We start from the raw sequence: 20,157 nt of genomic DNA on the forward strand, positions 1-20,157 counted from the left end.
TCAGCCGAGGCGCAGGTGGTGGAGCATCAGCAGCCCCGCGGCCATGTTCGCGGCGGGGACCTCGCCCCTGGCGATCATCTCGGGGATCTCCTTGAGGGGGACCCAGGCCCGCCGCGAGGACTCGAAGCCGTCCTGCGGCGGTCCGGTGTACGTGGCCCGATCGGCCCAGTAGAGGTGGTGGCGGGCGTCGGTGAGGCCGTTCGAGGGCTCGACGGTGAGGAGGTGGCGCAGCGGCCCCGGCCGCCAGCCGGTCTCCTCCTCCATCTCGCGCGCGGCGGCGGTCTCGACGTCCTCCCCGTCCTCGACGACGCCGGCGGCCAGCTCCCAGCCCCAGCTGTCGGTGATGAAGCGGTGGCGCCAGAGCATCAGGACCTCGTCGGCCTCGTTCACGGCCGTCGCGACGGCGACCGGGCGGAGCCGGATCAGATAGTGGTCGAGGTGGCGGCCGTCCGGGAGTTCGACGTCCGCGAGGTTCACCTGGAACCAGCGGTTCTCATAGACCGGGTGTTCGCTTACTTTCGTCCACTGCACGTTCTTGCCACCTTCCGGCTGGTCGGTGCTTGTTTGGTGGCAATATCGCAGCAGTTGACGACTCACAGGGGAACGCGCAGAGCCCCGTCGATGAGCGCCGCCGCCTCCCGGGCGTCGGCCGATCCGCTCGCGAGAAGATCCTCCCGCACCTGACGCAGCCGGTCCCTCAGCCGCCGCGACTCCATCCCCCGGGCCCGCTCGGTCATCTCCACCGCCGTGCGCGCCGCCCCGTCGGCCTCGCCCCGCCGCAGCTCGACCTGGCACAGCATGGCGAGCCGGTGCACACGGCCCCGGTCGTGCGAGGGCGTCCCCACCGCCGCCGACGCGTGCTCGTGTGCCGCCGGAAGATCACCCAGTCTGAGCAGGGCCTCCGCGACCTGTACGTTGACGAGTCCCGGCTGCACGTACCCCGTCTCGGCGGGCTCCGCGCCCGGCGTGATCCGTTCCGCCTCGGCCTCCGCCCGCCGGATGCAGGCCAACGCGGCGGCGCCGTCGCCCAGATGGGCGTACGCCTTCGCCTGCATCGCCGTCAGGTCGGCGGCGAGCGCCGGGGTGATCCGCTGCCCGGCCGCCCGCAGCGCTGCCTCCGCGAACGCGACCGCCTGCCGGTACTCCCCCAGGAACACCGACTGGTTGACGAGCAGCGCGATCACGTAGGCGCCGAGCCCCCGGTCACCGCTGGCCTTGGCGAGCCGCAGAGCCTGGTGGAAGTAGCGCTGGGCGAGCCCGTGCGCGTCGGCGTCGTAGGCGCAGATTCCGGCCACCGCCACGAGACCGCCGGTGGCCCGGTGCAGGCTTCGGCCGAGCGCGTCGCTGTAGACGCCGCGGAGCAGCGGCGCGGTCTCCGCGGTCAGGAAACCGACGATCCGGGCGCGCGTCGCGATGCCCCCGGCCTTGCGGTACATCTGCTCGTAGTGGGTCCTGGCGGCGCCGAGGACGGCGATGTCGGCGGCCGAGACCGTCGCTCCCCGGCCCTCGCGGGAGACGTCCACGTCCTCCGGAGGGTTCTCCCACTCCCAGACCGGCATCACCGCCGGTGTGCCCGTCACGGCCTGCGCGCCGACGAGGTGCGGCCGTTGCTGCTGGTCCGAGCGCCACAGGGCGGCGGCCCGCTCGACGAATCCGGCCAGCGGCGCGCCGAAGGCGGGCGACGGCCCGCCGGGTACGCCGAGGCCGATGTCGTCCAGGGTGACCTGGCGGTGCAGCCGGGCGGCGAGCACCTCGCAGATCAGGTCGGGCACCTGGCCGCGCGGCCGCTGCCCCTTCAACCAGCGGGCCACAGCGGTGTGTTCGTACCGCAGGGCGAGCCCGCGGGCCCGGCCGGCCCGGTTCACGCGCACGGCGAGCCCGGCGTGCGAGACGCCGGCCTCGTCGAGCAGGGCGTCGAGCAGGGTGTTGGGCTGCATGCTCCCTCCTGGTGGTTCAGCCTAGGGATACCGGAAGGCGCGCGTGGCCGAATCCGAGCGGTTGATTTCGCACGGGGTGTGAACGAAGTACCCGTTCTTCCGGTGCGCGTACGCTGCCGGGCCCGGCCCGGCCCCGGTTGACTGTGCCTCTCGCCGCAAGGCGACGGCCGGGCCGCCGGCTCCCCCTCGTACAGTGCGGCCGCCCGGCCCGCGTCGCCCGCCCCGCTGATCTGCCCGACACTCCGTGGCGGGGCGGGCGGCGCCGGCCCCCGACCCCTCGTTCACCAGTGGGACGAGGGGGCGGGCCGGGGGCGGCGCAGCCCGGGTTCGGCGGGCTGCGCCGGCACCCGGACGCGGTCGTTGCGTACGGCGAGGACGGCGACGTCGTCCGCGAGGCGGCCGCGCGCGTGGTCGAGGACCGCCGCCTGGATCCGGCGGACCAGCTCCGCCGGGGGCTCGCCGACGGCTCCGGCGAGGACCGCGTCGAGCGCGAGGAACCGGCCGCGGCGGTCCCGGGCCTCCTCGGCGCCGTCGGTGTACAGGACGAGGGTCTCGCCGGGGAACAGCCGTGAGCCGGCGTACGGCACGAGCGCCGCCGGCAGGGGCAGGACACCGAGCGGCGGGAGCGGGTCCCCGAGCGACAGCCGTTCGACGCGGCGGCCGACGCGGTACGGGTTCGGGTGGCCGCAGTTGAGGACGGCGAGCCGGCCGTCGGCCGCGACCTCGACGAGCAGCAGGGTGACGAACTCCTCCGCCACCGGATGGTCCGGCGCGGTTCCGCCGAGCGCCGGGTGCTCGTCCCGCGCCCGCTCGCGCAGATGCCGTTCGAGCGCGCGCTCCAGACGGCGCAGGACACCGCCGAGTTCGGGTTCGTCGTGGGCGGCCTCGCGGAAGCTGCCGAGGACGGCGACGACGGCACCGAGCGCGGCGAGCCCGTGGCCCCGGACGTCGCCGACGACGATCCGCACCCCGTACGGGGTGGCCACCGCCTCGTACAGGTCGCCGCCCACGGACGCGTCGCGGGAGGCCGACAGCTGCCCGGCGGCGAGCGCGAGGCCGTCGAGGCGGGCCGGCGGCGGCCGGAGCAGGACCTGCTGGGCGGCGTCCGCGACCGCCCGCACCCGGGCCAGCTCGCGGGCGAGCCCGCGCCGCACCCCGAGGACGAGGCCGGTGCCCACGGTCAGGAAGACGACGCTGGTGGCGATCCGCATGGGCAGCCCCGGCTGCCGGGCCAGCGGACAGCCGAACTTCCACGCCACGGCCACCGCGCCCCACGCGGTGGGAAGAGCGAGCGGGGCCAGCCGGCGGAGCCGGGAGCCAGCGGGGACCAACGACCTGGTACGGATCATGCACGGCCCTTCCCGAGCCACCGACAGCGCCCGAGGGCCCTGCGGCCCACAGGTCCGCCCCTGCGGCCGCGTCGATTCTGCCGACCGTACGGGTCACGGGGGAACACCCCCCGGGCATCTCACCCGAAGGAGTGAGCGCCCCTGGCGCGCCGCCGTTCGCCAGCCCTCCGCCAGGCGCACAGGAACCCGACTGCCGCCCGGATGTACCCACGGGAGGCCGCCGGAACGAGGGCGTCGGCCCGGGAACGGCCGAGGGCCGCCCCGGGGTTGAACCCGGGGCGGCCCTCCTGTGGTGCTGTGCCGGCGTCGGCGCCTTCTCAGGCGCCGCGCAGGGTCGCGCCCGTGCGCTCGGCCGCCAGGGCGACGGCCGCGTCGCGGGCCGCGGTGGCCTCGTCGACCGTCAGGGTGCGGTCCGTGGCGCGGAACTTCAGCGCGTACGCCAGGGACTTGCGGCCCTCGCCGAGCTGGTCGCCCGTGTAGACGTCGAAGAGACGGATGGACTCGAGGAGTTCACCCGCGCCCTCGTGCAGCGCGGCCTCGACGTCGGCGGACGGGACGTCCCCCGCGACGACGAGGGCGACGTCCTGGGTCGCGACCGGGAAGGAGGAGATCCGGGGCGCCTTCACGGGGCCCTGGTTCGCCTGCTCCAGGAGGTCGAGGTCCAGCTCCATCGCGCAGGAGCGGGCCGGGAGGCCGTACGCCTTGACGACGCGCGGGTGGAGCTCGCCGGCGTGGCCGACGAGGACCTTCTCGCCGTCGATCTCGACGTGGAACGCGGCACAGCGGCCCGGGTGCCAGGGGGCGTGCTGGTCGGCGCTGATGATCAGCTCGACGCCCGCCTCCGCGGCCACGGTCCGGCCGGCCTCGATCGCGTCCGCCCAGTCGGACGGACGGCCCTTGCCCCACCAGCCGGCCTGCTCGCGCGCGCCGGCCAGGACGACGGCCGCGTGGCGCGGCTGCCGGGGCAGCACCGCGTTGAGCCCGGCGATCTGCTCGTCGGTCGGACGGCCGTCGGCGGGCAGGCGCGTGGCGACGCCCGGCTCGCCCTCCGGACGGAAGACCAGACCGGTCTCGAAGAGCGCCAGGTCGTGGCCGCCGCGGCTGTCGTTGCGACGGAGCGCGCCGAACAGGCCCGGGAGCAGCGTCGTACGGAGCGCGGGCTCCTCGTCGGAGAGCGGGTTGACCAGGGTCACGACCCGGCGGCGGTCGTCGTCCGCGTCGAGGCCGAGCTGGTCGAGCGCCTGGGCGCCGATGAACGGGTAGTTCAGCGCCTCGACGTAGCCGGCGCCGGCGAGGGCGCGGCCCACGCGGCGGTGGGTGCGCTGGCGCTCGGTGAGACCGCGGCCGGCCGGGGGCTTCGGCAGCGTGGAGGGCAGGTTCTCGTAGCCCTCCAGGCGGATGACCTCTTCGACCAGGTCGTTCGGCGCGGCGAGGTCGGGGCGCCATGAGGGCACCGTGACGACGAGCTCGTCCTGGCCGTAGACGTCGCAGCCGACCTCCTGGAGGCGGCGGACGACGGTCTCGCGGCCGTACGCCACACCCGCGACCTTGTCGGGGTGGTTCGCCGGCATGGTGATCGTCCGCGGGGCGGACGGGGCCGCGACCTCGGTGACGCCGGCCTCGGCCGTGCCGCCCGCGAGCAGCACGAGCAGGTCGACCGTGCGCTGCGCGGCAGCGGCGGCGGCCTGCGGGTCGACACCGCGCTCGAAGCGCTTGGACGCCTCGGAGGACAGCTTGTGACGGCGGGCGGTGCGCGCGATCGAGATCGCGTCGAAGTGCGCGGCCTCGATGACGACCTCGGAGGTGCCGGTGACGAAACCGGTCTCGGGGTCGGTCACCGGGTCGGCGATCTCCGTGTTGGCGCCGCCCATGACACCGGCGAGCCCGATGGGGCCGCGGCTGTCGGTGATGACGAGGTCCGCGGCGTCCAGGACGCGCACGGCGCCGTCGAGCGTCGTGATCTTCTCGCCGGCCTCGGCGCGGCGGACCCCGATGGGGCCGTCGAGCCGGGTGCGGTCGTAGGCGTGCAGCGGCTGGCCGAGTTCGAGCATCACGTAGTTGGTGACGTCGACGGCGAGCGAGATCGGGCGCATGCCGGCCTTCTGGAGGCGGCGCTTGAGCCAGATCGGGGAGTGCGCCTCGGGTGCCAGGCCGACGACGGTCCGCGCGGTGAAGCGGTCGCAGCCGATCGGGTCGGCGATCTGGACCGGGTAGCCGTACGAGTTCGGCACGGGCACGTCGAGGAGCGCCGGGTCGCGCAGCGGCAGCCCGTACGCGGTGGCGGTCTCGCGGGCGACACCGCGCATCGAGAGGCAGTAGCCGCGGTCCGGGGTGACGGCGATGTCGAGGACCTCGTCGTACAGCTCCAGGAGGACGGTGGCGTCGATGCCGATCTCGTGCTCCGGCGGGAGCACGATGATGCCGTGCGTGCCGTCGTCGCCCATGCCCAGCTCGTCGCCGGAGCAGATCATGCCGCGGGAGACCCGGCCGTACGTCTTGCGCTCGGCGATCCGGAAGTCACCGGGGAGGACGGCGCCGGGCAGGGCCACGACGACCTTGTCGCCGACGGCGAAGTTCCGGGCGCCGCAGATGATCTCCTGGGGCTCGCCGGTGCCGTTGGCCTGGCCGACGTCGACGGTGCAGAAGCGGATGGGCTTCTTGAACTCCGTCAGCTCCTCGATGGTGAGGACCTTGCCGACCACCAGCGGGCCGGTCAGGCCGGCGCCGAGCTGCTCGACGGCCTCGACCTCGAGGCCGGCCGAAATGAGCTTGGCCTGGACGTCTCGGCCGGTCTCCGTCGCCGGCAGGTCGACGTACTCCCGCAGCCAAGAAAGCGGGACCCGCATCAGATCTCCATCCCGAACGGCCGGGTGAACCGGACGTCACCCTCGACCATGTCTCGCATGTCTTCCACGTTGTGGCGGAACATCAGCATCCGCTCGATGCCGAACCCGAAGGCGAATCCGCTGTACTTCTCGGGGTCCACACCGCAGGCGACGAGCACCTTCGGGTTGACCATGCCGCAGCCGCCGAGCTCGATCCAGCCCTCGCTGCCGCAGGTGCGGCAGGGGCGGTCGGGGTTGCCGACGGACTCGCCGCGGCAGACGTAGCAGAGCATGTCCATCTCGGCGGACGGCTCGGTGAACGGGAAGAAGTTCGGGCGGAGCCGGGTCTTCATGTCCGGGCCGAAGAGCGCCTGGACCATGTGGTCCAGGGTGCCCTTGAGGTCGGCCATGGTGAGGCCCTCGTCGACGGCGAGCAGCTCGATCTGGTGGAAGACCGGGGTGTGCGTGGCGTCGAGCTCGTCGGTCCGGTAGACGCGGCCGGGGCACACCACGTAGACCGGGGGCTCCCGGTCGATGAGGGTGCGGGCCTGGACCGGCGAGGTGTGCGTGCGGAGCACGACACCGGACTCGTCGCCCGAGGTGACCTTGCCGTCGGCGGTGGTGCCCTGGACGAAGAAGGTGTCCTGGGTCTGGCGCGCCGGGTGGTCGGGGACGAAGTTGAGGGCGTCGAAGTTGAACCACTCCGCCTCGACCTCGGGGCCCTCGGCGATCTCGTACCCCATGGAGACGAAGACGTCGGCGACGCGCTCCATGAGCGTGGTCAGCGGGTGCCGGGCGCCGGCCGGGACGCGGTCGTACGGCAGCGTGACGTCGACGGCCTCCTCGACGAGCACGCGGGCGTCCCGCTCGGCCTCCAGCTCGGCCTGGCGGGCGGCGAGCGCCTTCGAGACCGCGCCGCGGGCCTGGCCCACGACCTTTCCGGCGGCGGCCTTGGCCTGCGGGGGCAGGGCGCCGATCTCGCGGTTGGCGAGCGCCAGCGGCGAGGTTCCGCCGGTGTGCGCGGTCTTCGCGTGCGCGAGCGCGTCGAGGTCGCCCGCGGCGGCGAAGGCGGCGATCGCCTCGTCCCGCATGCGCTCGATCTCTTCCGGTTTCAAGGCCTCGACCTCGACCGGGTCGTACGACTTATTCGGTGCCGACATCTCTTCCCGTGCTTCCGTTGGGCTGGCTGGGCGCGGCCCCGCTCGACGACAAGGGCGCAAACGTGCCAAAGGTCGAGTCTAACGGGGCGCTCGGACGGTGATGAGCCCGTGGGCCGGCCTGACGGCTCCGATCTCTTCCGGATCCGTCGTGGATCTCGTCAGATGAGATGGGCCGGGGTGCCGACGGGCAGGATAAATCGGAACTCGGCGCCGCCCCGGGGGCCGCGCCCGACGGTGATGGTGCCGCCGTGGGCCTCGACGATGCCCTTGACGATGTAGAGCCCGAGGCCGGTACCGCCGCGCTTGCTGCCCCGCCAGAAGCGGGTGAAGACGCGGCTCATCGACTCCTCGGGGATGCCGGGGCCCTCGTCGCTCACGGTGACCTCCGTCCCCTCTTCGCCGTCGCCGCACGCCGTGGTGGGTGCCACCTCAATGGTGACGGTTCCCTCGCCGTGGCGCACGGCGTTTTCCAGGAGGTTGCCGAGGATCTGGTCGATCTTGTCGGGGTCGGCCCAGAGCGCGGGCAGCTGCGGCCTGATCCGGACGAAGAACCGGTCGGGGGACTGTCCGGCGGTCGTGTGGACCTGGATGTGGCGGCCGACGGCGGCGGCGAGGTCGACGGGCTGGCGGCGCACTTCGAGCCGGCCCGAGTCGATGCGGGAGATGTCGAGGAGCTCGGCGATGAGCCGCTTGATGCGGCCCGCGTCGGCGTCGACGGTCTCCAGCATGAGCCGCTTCTGCTCGTCGTTGAACCGTTCCCACTTGTCGAGGAGCGTCTTGGTGAAGCCCTTGACGGAGGTCAGCGGGGAGCGCAGTTCGTGGGCGACGGTGGCGATGAGCTCGGCGTGGCTGCGCTCGGTGCGGCGGCGGGCCTCGGTGCCGCGCAGGGAGACCACGACCCGCCGGACGGGTCCGCCGGGGCGCTCGCGGACGTACCGGGCGGAGACGAGGACCTCGCGGCCGCCGGGGAGCAGCAGGTTGCGCTCGGGCTGTCCGCGCCGGGTGGAGAGTCCGCCGTACGGGTCGGTCAGCGGCCACCAGCGGCTGCCCTTGAGGTCCTCCAGGGGCAGTGCCCGGTCGAGCGGGAGGCCGAGGGCGCGGTCGCCGGGGACGGCGGTGATGCGGCTGGCGGCGGCGTTGAAGCAGACGACCGTGCCGGTCTCGTCTGCGATGACGAGACCGTCGGGCAGGTCGTCGGGGTGGACGCCGGCGAAGTCGTCGGGCCGGTCCGGGGCGGTGCTCCGTGCCTGTGCGGGACTGTCCGTGCCGAGCGTCATCCCCGTACCCCACCCCTCCGTGTAGCGCAGTGGGCCCCCGAGTGGGTCACTCTACTGGGCGGCGGGGCCGGAATGGACCGTTCAGCGGGAGGTCCGGGGGCGCTGGGCGCGGGCGGAGGCGTACAGGCAGACGGCGGCGGCGGTGGCGAGGTTGAGGCTCTCGGCCTTGCCGTGGATGGGCACGCGGACGACGGCGTCGGCGAGCGCCCTGGTCTCCTCGGGCAGTCCCCACGCCTCGTTGCCGAAGACCCAGGCGGTGGGTCCGCCCATGGTGCCGGCGTCGAGCTCGTCGTCCAGGTCGTCCTCGCCCGCCCCGTCGGCGGCGAGGATCCGTACGCCCGCGGCCTTGAGCCCGGCGACGGCCTGCTCCACGGGGACGCCGACGGCGACCGGCAGGTGGAAGAGGGAGCCGACGGAGGCGCGGACCGACTTGGGGTTGTAGAGGTCGACGGAGGCGTCGGTGAGGACGACGGCGTCGGCTCCGGCGGCGTCGGCGCAGCGCAGCACGGTGCCGGCGTTCCCGGGGTCCCGGACGTGGGCGAGGACGGCGACCAGCTTCGGCCTGGCCGCGACGATCTCCTCGAACGGCGAGTCCAGGAAGCGGCAGACGCCGACGATCCCCTGCGGCGTGACGGTCTGCGAGACCTCGGCGAGGACGGCGTCGGAGGCGTGGTGGACGCGCGCCCCGGAAGCGAGGGCGGCCTCGATGATGGGCGCGTAGCGCTCGGCGGCCTCGACGGTGGTGAAGAGCTCGACGAGGGTGGGCTCTCCGCCGGCCCCGCGGTGCTCGACGGCCTCGCGCACGGCCTGGGGGCCCTCGGCGATGAAGAGGCGGTCCTTGCCCCGGAAGTTGCGCTTGGCGAGTCGCCGGGCGGCGACGACACGCGGCGAACGCGGGGAGATCAGCTCGGGGGTGACCATGAGGTGCGGCGGTTCTCTCTATCGAGGGGGACGGCGGCGTCGGGGGCGGACGCACCCGGACCCGCAGGCGCACGCGCCTGCGGGTCCGGGCAGAAGACTTGCGGCCTGGGAGATCAGGCGGCGGCCTTCGGGGCGTTGACGTCGGCCGGGAGGGCCTTCTGCGCGACCTCGACCAGCGCGGCGAACGCGTTGATGTCGTTGACGGCCAGCTCGGCGAGGATCTTGCGGTCCACCTCGATGTTGGCGGCCTTCAGACCCTGGATGAGGCGGTTGTACGTCATGCCGTTCTGGCGGGCAGCGGCGTTGATGCGCTGGATCCACAGCTGACGGAAGTCGCCCTTGCGCTTCTTGCGGTCGTTGTAGTTGTAGACCAGCGAGTGGGTGACCTGCTCCTTGGCCTTGCGGTACAGGCGCGAACGCTGACCGCGGTAGCCGGAGGCCTGCTCGAGGATCGCCCGACGCTTCTTGTGGGCGTTGACTGCCCGCTTGACGCGTGCCACTTTTAACTCCTTGTAGCGGGGTCGTGGTGGTCCTCACACGACCCGAAAAACGAATGGATCCCGGTTCTCAGCCGGATGCCCTCAGTCAGCCGAGGGCGCGAGACCAACTCAGATGCCCAGCATCTTCTTGATCTTGGCGCTGTCGCCGGGGGCCATCTCGGCGTTGCCGGTGAGGCGACGCGTCAGCTTGGACGACTTGTGCTCGAGCAGGTGGCGCTTGCCGGCGCGCTCGCGCAGGATCTTGCCGGAGCCGGTGACCTTGAAGCGCTTCTTGGCACCGGAGTGCGTCTTGTTCTTCGGCATCGCGCCGTATCTCCTCGTCAGTGGCGCTCCCCGCCGGTGCGGGCACCGGACTTCCGGGAGCGTCAGTTCTTCGTTTGGTGGTTCCGGGCGGGGCCCGGGGCTGCCTGGATGGCAGCCCCTCGGGTCACGCCTCGGGGGTCTCGGCCGGAGCCTCGGCCTCGGGGGCCGGAGCCTCCGCCGCCTCGGCCTCGGGGGCCTCGTCGGAGGTGGCACCCTGGCGCTCGGCCTTGCGGGCGGCCTGCGCCTCGCGGGCCTCGGCCATGGCCTCGGTCTTCTTCTTGTGCGGGCCGAGAACCATGATCATGTTCCGGCCGTCCTGCTTCGGGTTGGACTCGATGAAGCCAAGCTCCTCGACGTCCGACGCCAGCCGCTGGAGCAGCCGGAAGCCAAGCTCGGGGCGGGACTGCTCACGACCACGGAACATGATCGTGATCTTGACCTTGTCGCCCTGCTTGAGGAACCGGACGACGTGACCCTTCTTGGTGTCATAGTCGTGCGGGTCGATCTTCGGCCGGAGCTTCATCTCCTTGATGACCGTGTGCGCCTGGTTCTTGCGCGCCTCACGGGCCTTCATGGCCGACTCGTACTTGAACTTCCCGTAGTCCATGAGCTTGCACACGGGCGGACGGGCGTTCGCCGCGACCTCGACCAGGTCGAGGTCGTACTCCTGTGCGAGCTCCAGGGCCTTGGCAAGCGGAACAATCCCGACCTGCTCGCCGCTGGGTCCGACAAGTCGCACCTCGGGAACGCGAATCCTGTCGTTGATGCGGGGCTCGGCGCTGATGGATCCTCCTCGGTAGCACCACGCGACCGCCTGGCGGACGGACGCGCAACGTTTGTTCACTGAGACCAACCGCGCCGGAAAGCAGAAAAGCCCCGGACGGGACACAGGCGGGGCTCCACGGAAATACCGGAGCACCGCCGCGGTCAACCGCGGGGCGCACATCGGGCGGCACCATCGTCCGTACGGAACGATGGTCGCCACCTGACCGGTGACCCGCCACCCGCGAGGGTGGTCAGGTGGGAGTACGGAGCCTCCACTTGTGGGCCGGGCACACAGATGTCCGGCCGGTCGTTGGTCACAGGTTAACAGGATTCGCCCCCCATACGCGAATGGGGACGGCGGCGACAGGGAGACGCGCCGATCGGCTTATCGTGTGAGGCATGAGCGAGACGCCCCAGAACGAGTCCGCGGACTCCCCCGAGAACCCCGACTTCGACGCCATGACCCGTGACATCGCGGAGGTCCCGGCCGTCGAGGTGATCGTGACGGTCGCCGTGAACCTGATGAGCGCCGCCGCGGTGAAGCTCGGGCTCACGGAGGACGGCGACAAGCACAAGGACCTCGACGAGGCCCGCAAGCTCGTGCACGCGCTCGCCGGTCTCCTCGACGCCGGCGCGACGGAGGTCTCCTCCTTCCACGCCGCTCCCCTGCGGGACGGCCTGAAGTCCCTCCAGCTCGCCTTCCGCGAGGCGTCCCTGATCCCGGACGAGCCGGGACAGGGCCCGGGCGAGAAGTACACCGGACCGGTGTACGGCTAGTCGCCCCCCGAATTCACGGCTTGACGTAGAAGGGCTCGCCCGGAGGGGTGGCCGAGGCCGGCAGCAGTGCCAGGTCGAGGCCCCGCACCAGGCGGGCCCTCAGTGTTTCGTCGGCGGCCAGGGCGCGGGCCACGCGCTGGGCGGCCCCGGCCGGGGCGGCGTCCTCGGTCAGGACCAGGGCGAGGGTGCCGTCGGCGGTGCCGGGGCCCAGGTGGGCGCGGAGGACGGCGGGCTCGGCGGCGACGGCCGCCCGTACCGCCTCCCGGACCGCCGGGTCGTCGAGCGGGTCGGTGCCGGTCCGGCCCTCGGCGAGGGCGAGCAGGGCGGAGCCGGTCACCTGGTACGGGACGGGTCCCGCCATGTCGAGGACGAGGGTGTCGGCCTTCTCGTGGACGAGCGCCGCGAGCGCCTGGTGGAGCGGGACGGCCACGGGGCGGGCCGACGGGTCCCAGAGCGCGAGCGAGGCGATCGAGGTGAAGGCGGGCAGGGCGCGCCGGTCGCCCGCGGTCAGGGTGGGGACCGCCATGTCGCTGGTCTTCTCCTGCTTGAGCCCGGTCACCGGGTCGATCTCGACCTCGCCGAGGACGGCGACGACGGGGACGAGCAGCCGGGCGTCCGCCAGGGCTTCGAGGACCGGGCCGTGCGCGGTCCTGTCCTCCGCCCAGGCCGCGAGGGCCGCGGTGAGCCGGGGGTCGGCGGTGCCGTCGTCGTCGGAGAAACCGGGGTCCGGAATGTTCTTGAGCGCCACGCGTCGAGCCTAACGGGCGGCAAGGAGTGCCCCGCCCGTCGGGTCGTCAGCGGGCGCGCCGGGTGCGGTGGAGGACGAGGGCGGTCAGGAGGAGGAGCGCGCCGAGGGCGCCCGCGGCGGGGGCGAGCAGGCCGAGGGGGCGGCTCTCCTCGACGGGCACGGTGGGGCCGGGGCCGAAGTACTGGCCCCGATAGCCGGAGGTGGCGTTCTTCGGGTCGCCGCCCTTCAGGGCCGTCCCGGCCTCGATCGCGGCGGCCGGGTCGACCGTCCCGTACCCCTTGGCGTCGCTGCGGCCGCCCTTCGGGCGGTTGCGCGCGGTGTCGACGAGGAGCCGCTTGACCTGCGCCGGGGTGAGGTCGGGGTGGGCGGAGCGGACGAGGGCGACGGCGCCGGAGACGAACGCGGCGGCGGCGCTGGTGCCCCAGCCCTCGTAGTAGCGCCGGTCGGGGTCGGCGATGGCGATGTCGACGCCGGGGGCGCTCACGGTGGCGTACCAGCGGCGGGTGGAGAAGGAGGCGTGGGTGCCGTAGCGGTCGACGGCGGTGACGGCGATGACGCCGGGGTAGGCGGCCGGGTAGGAGATGCGGTCGCCCTTCTCGCCGCCGTTGCCGGCGGAGGCGACGACGGAGACGCCCTTCGCGAGGGCGTACTGGACGGCGGCGTCCTCGCCCTCGTCCGGGTGGGCGGACTTGGAGTCGTCACCGAGGGAGAGGTTGATGACGTCGGCGCCGTGGTCGGTGGCCCAGCGGATGCCCTGCGCGAGCGCGGTGCCGCGGGTCTTGCGGGCCTTGTCGCGCGCCTTGTCGGTGCCTTCGAGGATGACGCGCACGGGGAGGACGCGGGCGCCGGGGGCGATCCCGAGGACGCCGCTCCCGTCGCCCGGGCCGTGGCCGTGCCCGGCGATGATCCCCGCCATGGCGGTGCCGTGCCGGGCCCAGGAGCGGTCGCCCGCCTCGGCGCCGAAGCCGATGAGGTCCTTGCCGGGGAGGACGGAGCCGGCGAGATCCGGGTGGTCGGCGTCGACGCCGGTGTCGAGGACGGCGACCGTGACGCCCTCGCCCTTCGTCGTGCGCCAGGCCTCCGCCGTGTGCAGGGCCTCGAGGCCCCACTGGCGTTCGCGGATGGTGTCGGCGTGGGCGGGGGCGGTGGTGGCGGGCAGGACGGAGAAGGCGGTGGCGAGGAGGACGGCGGCGGGCGCGCGGAGGGCGCGGCGCGGGCGGGCGGAGCCGGAGGGGCTGGCGGAGCCGGAGGGGCCGGTGGAGCCGGAGGGGCCGGTGGAGCCGGAGGGGCTGGTGGTGCGGGCCGGGCTGGCGGGGCGGGTCACCGGGCGGCCTCCTTCTCCGCCGCCGTGGCGGTGGCTGTCTTGCGGAGCAGCGACGTCAGGCGCTCGGTGATGCCCTTGGCCTCGTGGCCCAGGCCGGACTGGGCGACGGCGTCGGTACGGCCGGCGGCCATGGCCCGGTCGGCGGGCTGCGGGCGGTCGACGGCCCGGCCGTCGGCGAATCCGGAGACCGCGGTGACGACGACGGGGAGGTCGGCGGGGGCGTGCACCCACCAGCTCGCGCGCTGGTCGGCCCCGAACCGGGCGGCGACGGTGCCGGGGCCGGGGAGGGCCGGGGGGACGTCCGCGCCGAGGCGGCCGGCCAGGCCCGTTCCGAGGGTGGCCTGCGTGGCGGCGTCGGCGCGGGTGAACACGATCCCGACGGTGATCACGCTGCTTGCGGTGGCGTCGGTGTACGTGGCCCGCAGGACGCGCTCGCAGCCGAGCGGCGTGACGGCGGCACGCAGCCCCGGGGCCAGCGCGGCGGGCGCGCAGGGGGCGTCGGGGGCGACGACGATCCGCGTCCAGGTACGGCCGGAGGCGCCGGGGCCGGCGTCGGGGCCCGCGAGCGTACGGGGGAAGAGGGTGTCCACCGGCGCGTTGTGCCAGAGGTCCTTCGCCTCGGAGTACCCCCGCGGCTCGGCGGGCTTCTCGGGCTCGGCGGACGCCAGCCACATCCCGGTGAGCGCCCCGCCGACGAGCCCGACGCCGAGCACGACGCAGGCGGTGACGGCGAACGTCAGTCCGGCACGGCGCGCGCGTACGGGCGGGTCCGCCGTGAACCCCTCGCGGGGGAGGAAGGTCCCGGGCGCGCCCGGGGGGCCCGGGACCACGCGGAGCCGGGTGGTGGTCTCGACGGCACCGGGCTCGGCGGCGGACTCGAAGCCGGAGGCGGAGGCGGAACGTCCGCCGTCACGCGCGTGCGGGGGAAGCGCCGGTCCCCCGGACGGAGCCGGAGGCACGGCGGCGTGCCGGTGCGGGGGCGGCCCCGGCGGCGCGGGCGTCCGGGCGTCGGCGGCCGGCGGCAGCACCGCCGGGCGAACGGGCTGCGGCCGGGCCGGCGCCGGCCTCTCGGGCGAGGCCCCGGGCTGCGGTCCCGGCGGCGCGGGCGTCGGGGCGGCGGTCGCCGTCGGTGGGACGGGCCAGGACGCCGGGGCGGGCGGGGTCGGCCGCGGTGCCACCGGCCCGGGCCGGGGCGCGGGCGGCTGCGGCGTCGTGGCGGGCGGTCGGGGTGCCGTCGCGGGCGGCTGCGGTGCGCGCGTGGTGGGGCCCGGTGCGGCGGGCCGCGCGGTGGGCGGGAGGAGGGCGTCGGTGATGCGGGACGGGGGGTGTGGGTGTTCCGCGGTCATCCCCGTTCCCCCGCTCATGTCGACAATGCCCGTCACTCTACGGGCTGTTCCCCGCGTCGCGGGACCCGGGCGGAGATGGCTCGGGGGCTACCCACGCGTATACCTGTCTGGCAAGCTCGGGCCATGACTCCCCGCGCCGCTGACCGGGCCCGTTACGACCGTGCCACCGCCCACCTCGACGCCCCCGTGGCGATCGTCGATCTGCAGGCGTTCGACGACAACGCCGCGGATCTCGTACGCCGGGCCGGGGGCAAGCCGATCCGGGTCGCGAGCAAGTCCGTGCGGTGCCGTGCCCTCCTTGAGCGCGTGCTCGCGCGGGAGGGGTTCGCCGGGATCATGTCGTTCACGCTCGACGAGTCGCTGTGGCTGGCGCGGGCCGGGTTCGAGGACGTGCTCCTCGCCTATCCGTCGGCCGACCGTTCCGGCTTCGCCGAGCTCGCGCGGGACCCGAAGCTCGCCGCCGCCGTGACCGTGATGGTCGACGACGTGGCGCAGCTGGACCTGATCGACGCCGCCCGTGCCGGCGGGGCCGAGGAGGTGCGGGTCTGTCTGGAGCTCGACACCTCGCTGCAGCTCCTCGGCGGGCGGATACGGGTCGGCGCGCGCCGCTCCCCGCTGCGCGAGCCCGCCCAGCTCGCCGAACTGGCGCGTTCCGTGGCGCGGCGGCCGGGTTTCCGGCTGGTCGGGATCATGGCGTACGAGGGTCACGTCGCCGGCGTCGGCGACGCGGTCGCCGGCCGTCCGCTGCGTTCGCGCGCGATCCGGCTGATGCAGGCCGCCGCCCGCCGTGAGCTGGCCGAGCGCCGCGCGGCCGTGGTCAGGGCCGTACGGGCGGTCGCCCCGGACCTCGAGTTCGTGAACGGCGGGGGCACCGGCAGCGTGCAGCACACGGCCGCCGAGGCCTCCGTGACCGAGATCGCGGCCGGTTCGGGCCTCTTCGTGCCGCGGCTCTTCGACAACTACACGTCGTTCACCGGCCGTCCGGCCGCGCTGTTCGCGCAGCCGGTGGTCCGCCGTCCCGGGGTGGGCGTCGTGACGGTCCTCGGCGGCGGGTACCCCGCCTCCGGTGCCGCCGGCGTCGACCGGCTGCCCGTCCCGTACCTGCCGGAGGGGCTGCGGTACGACCCCCAGGAGGGGCCCGGCGAGGTGCAGACCCCGCTGCTCGGCTCCCCCGCCGACGACCTGCGGATCGGCGACAAGGTGTGGTTCCGGCACGCCAAGGCCGGTGAGCTGTGCGAGCGGTTCGAGAACCTGCACCTCGTCGAGGGCGACCGCGTCACGGCGACCGTGCCCACGTACCGGGGTGAGGGGCGGACCTTCCTCTAGAGGGGGCCCTCTGGAGCAGGTCCTCTGGAGGAAGGTCCGCCTCCGGGCCTACAGCGGGGTCACGTACGCGCCGGAGATCCCGCCGTCCACGACGAAGTCCGCCGCGTTCACGAACGAGGAGTCGTCGCTCGCCAGGAAGGCGACGGCGGCGGCGATCTCCTCGGCCTCGGCGAAGCGGCCGACCGGGATGTGGACGAGGCGGCGCGCGGCCCGTTCCGGGTCCTTCGCGAAGAGCTCCTGGAGCAGCGGCGTGTTGACCGGTCCCGGGCAGAGCGCGTTGACGCGGATGCCCTCGCGGGCGAACTGGACGCCCAGCTCGCGGGACATGGCGAGGACGCCGCCCTTGGACGCGGTGTACGAGATCTGGCTCGTGGCCGCGCCCATGAGCGCGACGAACGAGGCGGTGTTGATGATCGAGCCCTTGCCCTGGGCCCGCATGTAGGGCAGCGCGGCCTTGCAGCAGAGGTAGACCGAGGTCAGGTTGACGTCCTGGACGCGCTTCCAGGCCTCCAGACCGGTCTCCAGGATGGAGTCGTCGTCCGGCGGCGAGATGCCCGCGTTGTTGAAGGCGATGTCGACGGAGCCGTACGTCTCGAAGGCGGTGCGGAAGAGTGCCTCCACCTCTTCGGGGTCGGTGACGTCGACGCGGACGTAGGTGCCGCCGACCTCCTCCGCCGCGGCCTTTCCGGCCCGCTCGTCGATGTCGCCGCAGACGACGTTCGCCCCCTCGGAGGCGAGTCGTCGGGCGGTGGCGAGGCCGATGCCGCTGCCGGCGCCGGTGATGACGGCGGTGCGGCCGACGAGGCGGCGGCAGATGTTCTCTTCGGTGCTGGTCATGGGTGTTCAGGCCTCCGTGCTGATGAAGACGTTCTTGGTCTCGGTGAAAGCGGTGAGGGCGTCGGGGCCGAGTTCGCGGCCGAGGCCGGACTGGCGGAAGCCGCCGAACGGGGTCCAGTAGCGGACGCTGGAGTGGGAGTTGACGGAGAGGTTGCCGGCGCGGACGGAGCGGGCGGCGCGCAGGGCGCGGCCGACGTCCCGGGTCCAGATCGAGCCGGAGAGGCCGTACTCGGTGGCGTTGGCGAGGCGGATCGCGTCGGCCTCGTCCTCGAAGGGGAGGACGACGGCGACGGGGCCGAAGATCTCCTCGACGGCGCAGGGGGCGTCCTCGGGGACGTCGGTGAGGACGGTCGGCGGGAACCAGAAGCCGGGGCCTTCGGGGGCCTTGCCGCGGATGGCGGGGAGGTCCTCGGGGACGTGGGAGCGGACGCGGTCGAGCTGCGCGCGGGAGATGAGCGGGCCCATCTGGGTGCGCTCGTCGAGCGGGTCGCCGACGACGATCTCCTCGATCGCCGGGGTGAGGAGCTCCAGGAACCGGTCGTACGCGCTCCGCTGGACGAGGATGCGCGTACGGGCGCAGCAGTCCTGGCCGCTGTTGTCGAGGAAGGACATCGGCGCCGCGGCGGCGGCGGCTTCGAGGTCGGCGTCGGCGAAGACGATGTTGGGGCTCTTGCCGCCGAGTTCCAGGGTGAGCCGCTTCACCTGGTCGGCGCACTTGGCCATGATCGCCTTGCCGACGCGGGTGGAGCCGGTGAAGACGATCTTCGCGACGCCGGGGTGTTCGACGAGGGCGTTGCCCGCGACGGGCCCGGTGCCGGGGAGGACCTGGAAGAGGCCTTCGGGGAGCCCGGCTTCGAGGGCCAGTTCGGCGAGGCGCAGGGCGGTGAGCGGGGTGGTCTCGGCGGGCTTGAGCACGACGGCGTTGCCGGCGGCGAGGGCGGGTGCGGTGGCCCAGGCGGCGATCGGCAGCGGGAAGTTCCAGGGGGCGATGACGCCGACGACGCCGAGGGGTTCGAGGATCGTGACGTCGAGGCCGCCGGCGACCGGGATCTGGCGGCCGTTGAGGCGCTCGACTCCCCCGGCGGCGAAGTCGAGCAGGTCGCGGACGTTGCCGGCCTCCCAGCGGGCGTTGCCGAGGGTGTGGCCGGCCTCGCGGACCTCCAGGAGGGCGAGCTCCTCGACGTGCGCGTCGACGACGGAGGCGAAGCGGCGGAGGATCCGGGCCCGGTCGGCGGGGGCGGCGGTGGCCCAGCCGCGCTGGGCGGCCGCGGCCCGCGCCACGGCGGCGTCGACGTCGGCGGGGGTGGCGGCGGGGACGGTGGCGACGAGTTCCTCGGTCGCCGGGTTGAGTACCTGGAGCAACACGGTCCAATCGCAGTGGGTGTCAGTGGCGTTCGAAGGAGCGGCGGAGTTCCCAGTCGGTGACCGCGGCGTCGAAGGCGGCGAGCTCGACGCGGGCCATGTTCCGGTAGTGGGCGACGACCTCCGCGCCGAAGGCGGCCTTGGCGATCTCGCTGGTGTCCCAGAGCTCGGCGGCCTCGCGGAGGGTCGTGGGGACGTGGGCGTAGTCGCCGGTGTACGCGTTCCCGGTGCAGGGCTCGGGGAGTTCGAGGCGCTGCTCGATGCCGTGCAGACCGGCGGCGATCAGGCCGGCGACGGCGAGGTACGGGTTGACGTCGCCGCCGGGGAGGCGGTTCTCGAAGCGGGTGGAGCGGCCGTGGCCGACGATCCGGAGCGCGCAGGTGCGGTTGTCGTGGCCCCAGGCGACGGCGGTGGGGGCGAAGGAGCCGGGCTGGAACCGCTTGTACGAGTTGATGTTGGGCGCGTAGAGGAGGGAGAAGTCGCGGAGGGCGGCGAGCTGTCCGGCGAGGAAGTGGCGCATGGTCGCGGACATCCCGTGCGGGTCGTCGCCCGCCATCACGTTCCGCCCGTCCGCGTCCTGGAGGGAGAGGTGGATGTGGCAGGAGTTGCCCTCGCGCTCGTTGTACTTCGCCATGAAGGTGAGCGAGCAGCCCTCCTGGGCGGCGATCTCCTTGGCGCCGGTCTTGTAGACGGCGTGCTGGTCGCAGGTGACGAGGGCCTCGTCGTACTTGAAGGCGATCTCGTGCTGGCCGGGGTTGCACTCGCCCTTCGCGGACTCGACGGTGAGTCCGGCGCCGGTCATCTCGTTGCGGATGCGGCGCAGGAGGGGTTCGACGCGTGCGGAGCCGAGGACGGAGTAGTCGACGTTGTACTGGTTGGCGGGGGTGAGGCCGTGGTATCCGGCGTCCCAGGCCTGCTCGTAGCTGTCCTTGAAGACGATGAACTCGAGCTCGGTGCCGACGTGGGCGGTGAGGCCGAGCTCGGCGAGGCGGTCCAGCTGGCGGCGGAGGATCTGGCGGGGGGCGGCGACGACGGGGGTGCCGTCGCCCCAGGCGAGGTCGGCGGTCACCATGGCGGTGGCCTCGTTCCAGGGGACGCGGCGGAGGGTGGTGAGGTCGGGGTGCATGGCGAAGTCGCCGTATCCCCGCTCCCAGGAGGACATCTCGTACCCGTCGACCGTGTTCATCTCGGTGTCGACGGCGAGGAGGTAGTTGCAGCCCTCGGTGCCGTGGGCGAGGACCTCGTCCACGAAGAAGGGGGCCGCGAACCGCTTGCCCTGGAGCCGGCCCTGCATGTCGGGGAAGGCCAGGACGACGGTGTCGATCTCTCCGCTCGTGACGAGGGCGCGCAGCTCCTCGACGGTGAGCGGGGGTGTGCGGTCTGCCACGGGATTGCTCCTC

At 73.7% G+C, this 20,157-nt stretch carries 18 protein-coding genes; 2 read left to right on the forward strand and 16 right to left on the reverse strand.

All coding sequences use genetic code 11. From position 1 onward, the window contains the following. The 10 genes from AB0G79_RS26850 to infC form a co-directional block, all read right to left on the reverse strand. On the reverse strand, positions 1 to 531 hold the full coding sequence (locus AB0G79_RS26850) for an NUDIX hydrolase (RefSeq protein WP_360810724.1): 531 nt from the start codon (positions 529 to 531) through the stop codon (positions 1 to 3). 62 nt (positions 532 to 593) lie between these two features. After that, positions 594 to 1,937: a transcriptional regulator gene (locus tag AB0G79_RS26855; RefSeq protein WP_360810726.1), complete on the reverse strand. Its 1,344-nt coding sequence runs from the start codon at positions 1,935 to 1,937 to the stop codon at positions 594 to 596. Positions 1,938 to 2,218: 281 nt separating this feature from the next. Next, the gene (locus tag AB0G79_RS26860) at positions 2,219 to 3,286 is read right to left on the reverse strand and encodes a PP2C family protein-serine/threonine phosphatase (RefSeq protein WP_360810728.1); all 1,068 of its coding nucleotides are present in this window, start codon (positions 3,284 to 3,286) and stop codon (positions 2,219 to 2,221) included. Positions 3,287 to 3,603: 317 nt separating this feature from the next. Then, positions 3,604 to 6,132 (reverse strand): phenylalanine--tRNA ligase subunit beta, encoded by a 2,529-nt coding sequence (pheT, locus tag AB0G79_RS26865; RefSeq protein WP_360810730.1) that lies wholly within the window; start codon positions 6,130 to 6,132, stop codon positions 3,604 to 3,606. Beyond that, entirely contained in the window at positions 6,132 to 7,271 is a 1,140-nt protein-coding gene (pheS, locus tag AB0G79_RS26870; RefSeq protein ID WP_360810732.1) for a phenylalanine--tRNA ligase subunit alpha, read from the reverse strand. Before pheS ends, pheT begins: the two co-directional genes overlap by 1 nt. Positions 7,272 to 7,429: 158 nt before the next feature. Continuing rightward, positions 7,430 to 8,548: an ATP-binding protein gene (locus AB0G79_RS26875; protein ID WP_360810734.1), complete on the reverse strand. Its 1,119-nt coding sequence runs from the start codon at positions 8,546 to 8,548 to the stop codon at positions 7,430 to 7,432. Positions 8,549 to 8,629: 81 nt separating this feature from the next. Then, a complete protein-coding gene (locus tag AB0G79_RS26880) occupies positions 8,630 to 9,469 on the reverse strand; it encodes an RNA methyltransferase (protein WP_360810736.1) in 840 nt (279 codons plus the stop codon). 113 nt (positions 9,470 to 9,582) lie between these two features. Beyond that, entirely contained in the window at positions 9,583 to 9,969 is a 387-nt protein-coding gene (gene rplT / locus AB0G79_RS26885; RefSeq protein WP_030493496.1) for a 50S ribosomal protein L20, read from the reverse strand. Between the two features lie 108 nt (positions 9,970 to 10,077). Next, positions 10,078 to 10,272 (reverse strand): 50S ribosomal protein L35, encoded by a 195-nt coding sequence (rpmI, locus tag AB0G79_RS26890; protein ID WP_041128339.1) that lies wholly within the window; start codon positions 10,270 to 10,272, stop codon positions 10,078 to 10,080. 124 nt (positions 10,273 to 10,396) lie between these two features. After that, a complete protein-coding gene (gene infC / locus AB0G79_RS26895; protein WP_360810739.1) occupies positions 10,397 to 11,116 on the reverse strand; it encodes a translation initiation factor IF-3 in 720 nt (239 codons plus the stop codon). A 320-nt stretch (positions 11,117 to 11,436) separates the two neighbouring features. Here infC and AB0G79_RS26900 point away from each other — a divergent pair, with 320 nt between their 5' ends. Continuing rightward, positions 11,437 to 11,814: a DUF1844 domain-containing protein gene (locus AB0G79_RS26900; RefSeq protein WP_360810741.1), complete on the forward strand. Its 378-nt coding sequence runs from the start codon at positions 11,437 to 11,439 to the stop codon at positions 11,812 to 11,814. Between the two features lie 13 nt (positions 11,815 to 11,827). On the opposite strand, the gene AB0G79_RS26905 is transcribed toward AB0G79_RS26900, so the two are convergent. The 3 genes from AB0G79_RS26905 to AB0G79_RS26915 all read right to left on the reverse strand — a co-directional run bounded on the left by AB0G79_RS26905 (position 11,828) and on the right by AB0G79_RS26915 (position 14,914). Next, positions 11,828 to 12,562 (reverse strand): SseB family protein, encoded by a 735-nt coding sequence (locus AB0G79_RS26905; protein WP_360810743.1) that lies wholly within the window; start codon positions 12,560 to 12,562, stop codon positions 11,828 to 11,830. Positions 12,563 to 12,608: 46 nt separating this feature from the next. Continuing rightward, positions 12,609 to 13,721, reverse strand: a complete 1,113-nt coding sequence (gene mycP, locus AB0G79_RS26910) for a type VII secretion-associated serine protease mycosin (protein ID WP_360810763.1) — start codon at positions 13,719 to 13,721, stop codon at positions 12,609 to 12,611. Positions 13,722 to 13,882: 161 nt separating this feature from the next. Further along, positions 13,883 to 14,914 (reverse strand): hypothetical protein, encoded by a 1,032-nt coding sequence (locus AB0G79_RS26915; protein WP_360810745.1) that lies wholly within the window; start codon positions 14,912 to 14,914, stop codon positions 13,883 to 13,885. A 441-nt stretch (positions 14,915 to 15,355) separates the two neighbouring features. Here AB0G79_RS26915 and AB0G79_RS26920 point away from each other — a divergent pair, with 441 nt between their 5' ends. Then, the gene (locus AB0G79_RS26920) at positions 15,356 to 16,558 is read left to right on the forward strand and encodes an amino acid deaminase/aldolase (protein WP_360810747.1); all 1,203 of its coding nucleotides are present in this window, start codon (positions 15,356 to 15,358) and stop codon (positions 16,556 to 16,558) included. Between the two features lie 48 nt (positions 16,559 to 16,606). Here the strand turns inward: AB0G79_RS26920 and AB0G79_RS26925 are convergent, their stop codons facing one another. From AB0G79_RS26925 to AB0G79_RS26935, 3 genes are read right to left on the reverse strand one after another with little or no spacing between them, the layout of a single operon-like run. Next, positions 16,607 to 17,395, reverse strand: coding sequence for a 3-oxoacyl-ACP reductase (locus tag AB0G79_RS26925; RefSeq protein ID WP_360810749.1), 789 nt, complete (start codon positions 17,393 to 17,395; stop codon positions 16,607 to 16,609). Between the two features lie 6 nt (positions 17,396 to 17,401). After that, on the reverse strand, positions 17,402 to 18,757 hold the full coding sequence (locus AB0G79_RS26930; protein ID WP_360810765.1) for an aldehyde dehydrogenase family protein: 1,356 nt from the start codon (positions 18,755 to 18,757) through the stop codon (positions 17,402 to 17,404). Between the two features lie 22 nt (positions 18,758 to 18,779). Next, the gene (locus tag AB0G79_RS26935; protein WP_360810751.1) at positions 18,780 to 20,144 is read right to left on the reverse strand and encodes a glutamine synthetase family protein; all 1,365 of its coding nucleotides are present in this window, start codon (positions 20,142 to 20,144) and stop codon (positions 18,780 to 18,782) included. Positions 20,145 to 20,157: the final 13 nt, after the last annotated feature.

Source organism: Streptomyces sp. NPDC020807 (assembly GCF_040641575.1).
Classification (GTDB): domain Bacteria; phylum Actinomycetota; class Actinomycetes; order Streptomycetales; family Streptomycetaceae; genus Streptomyces.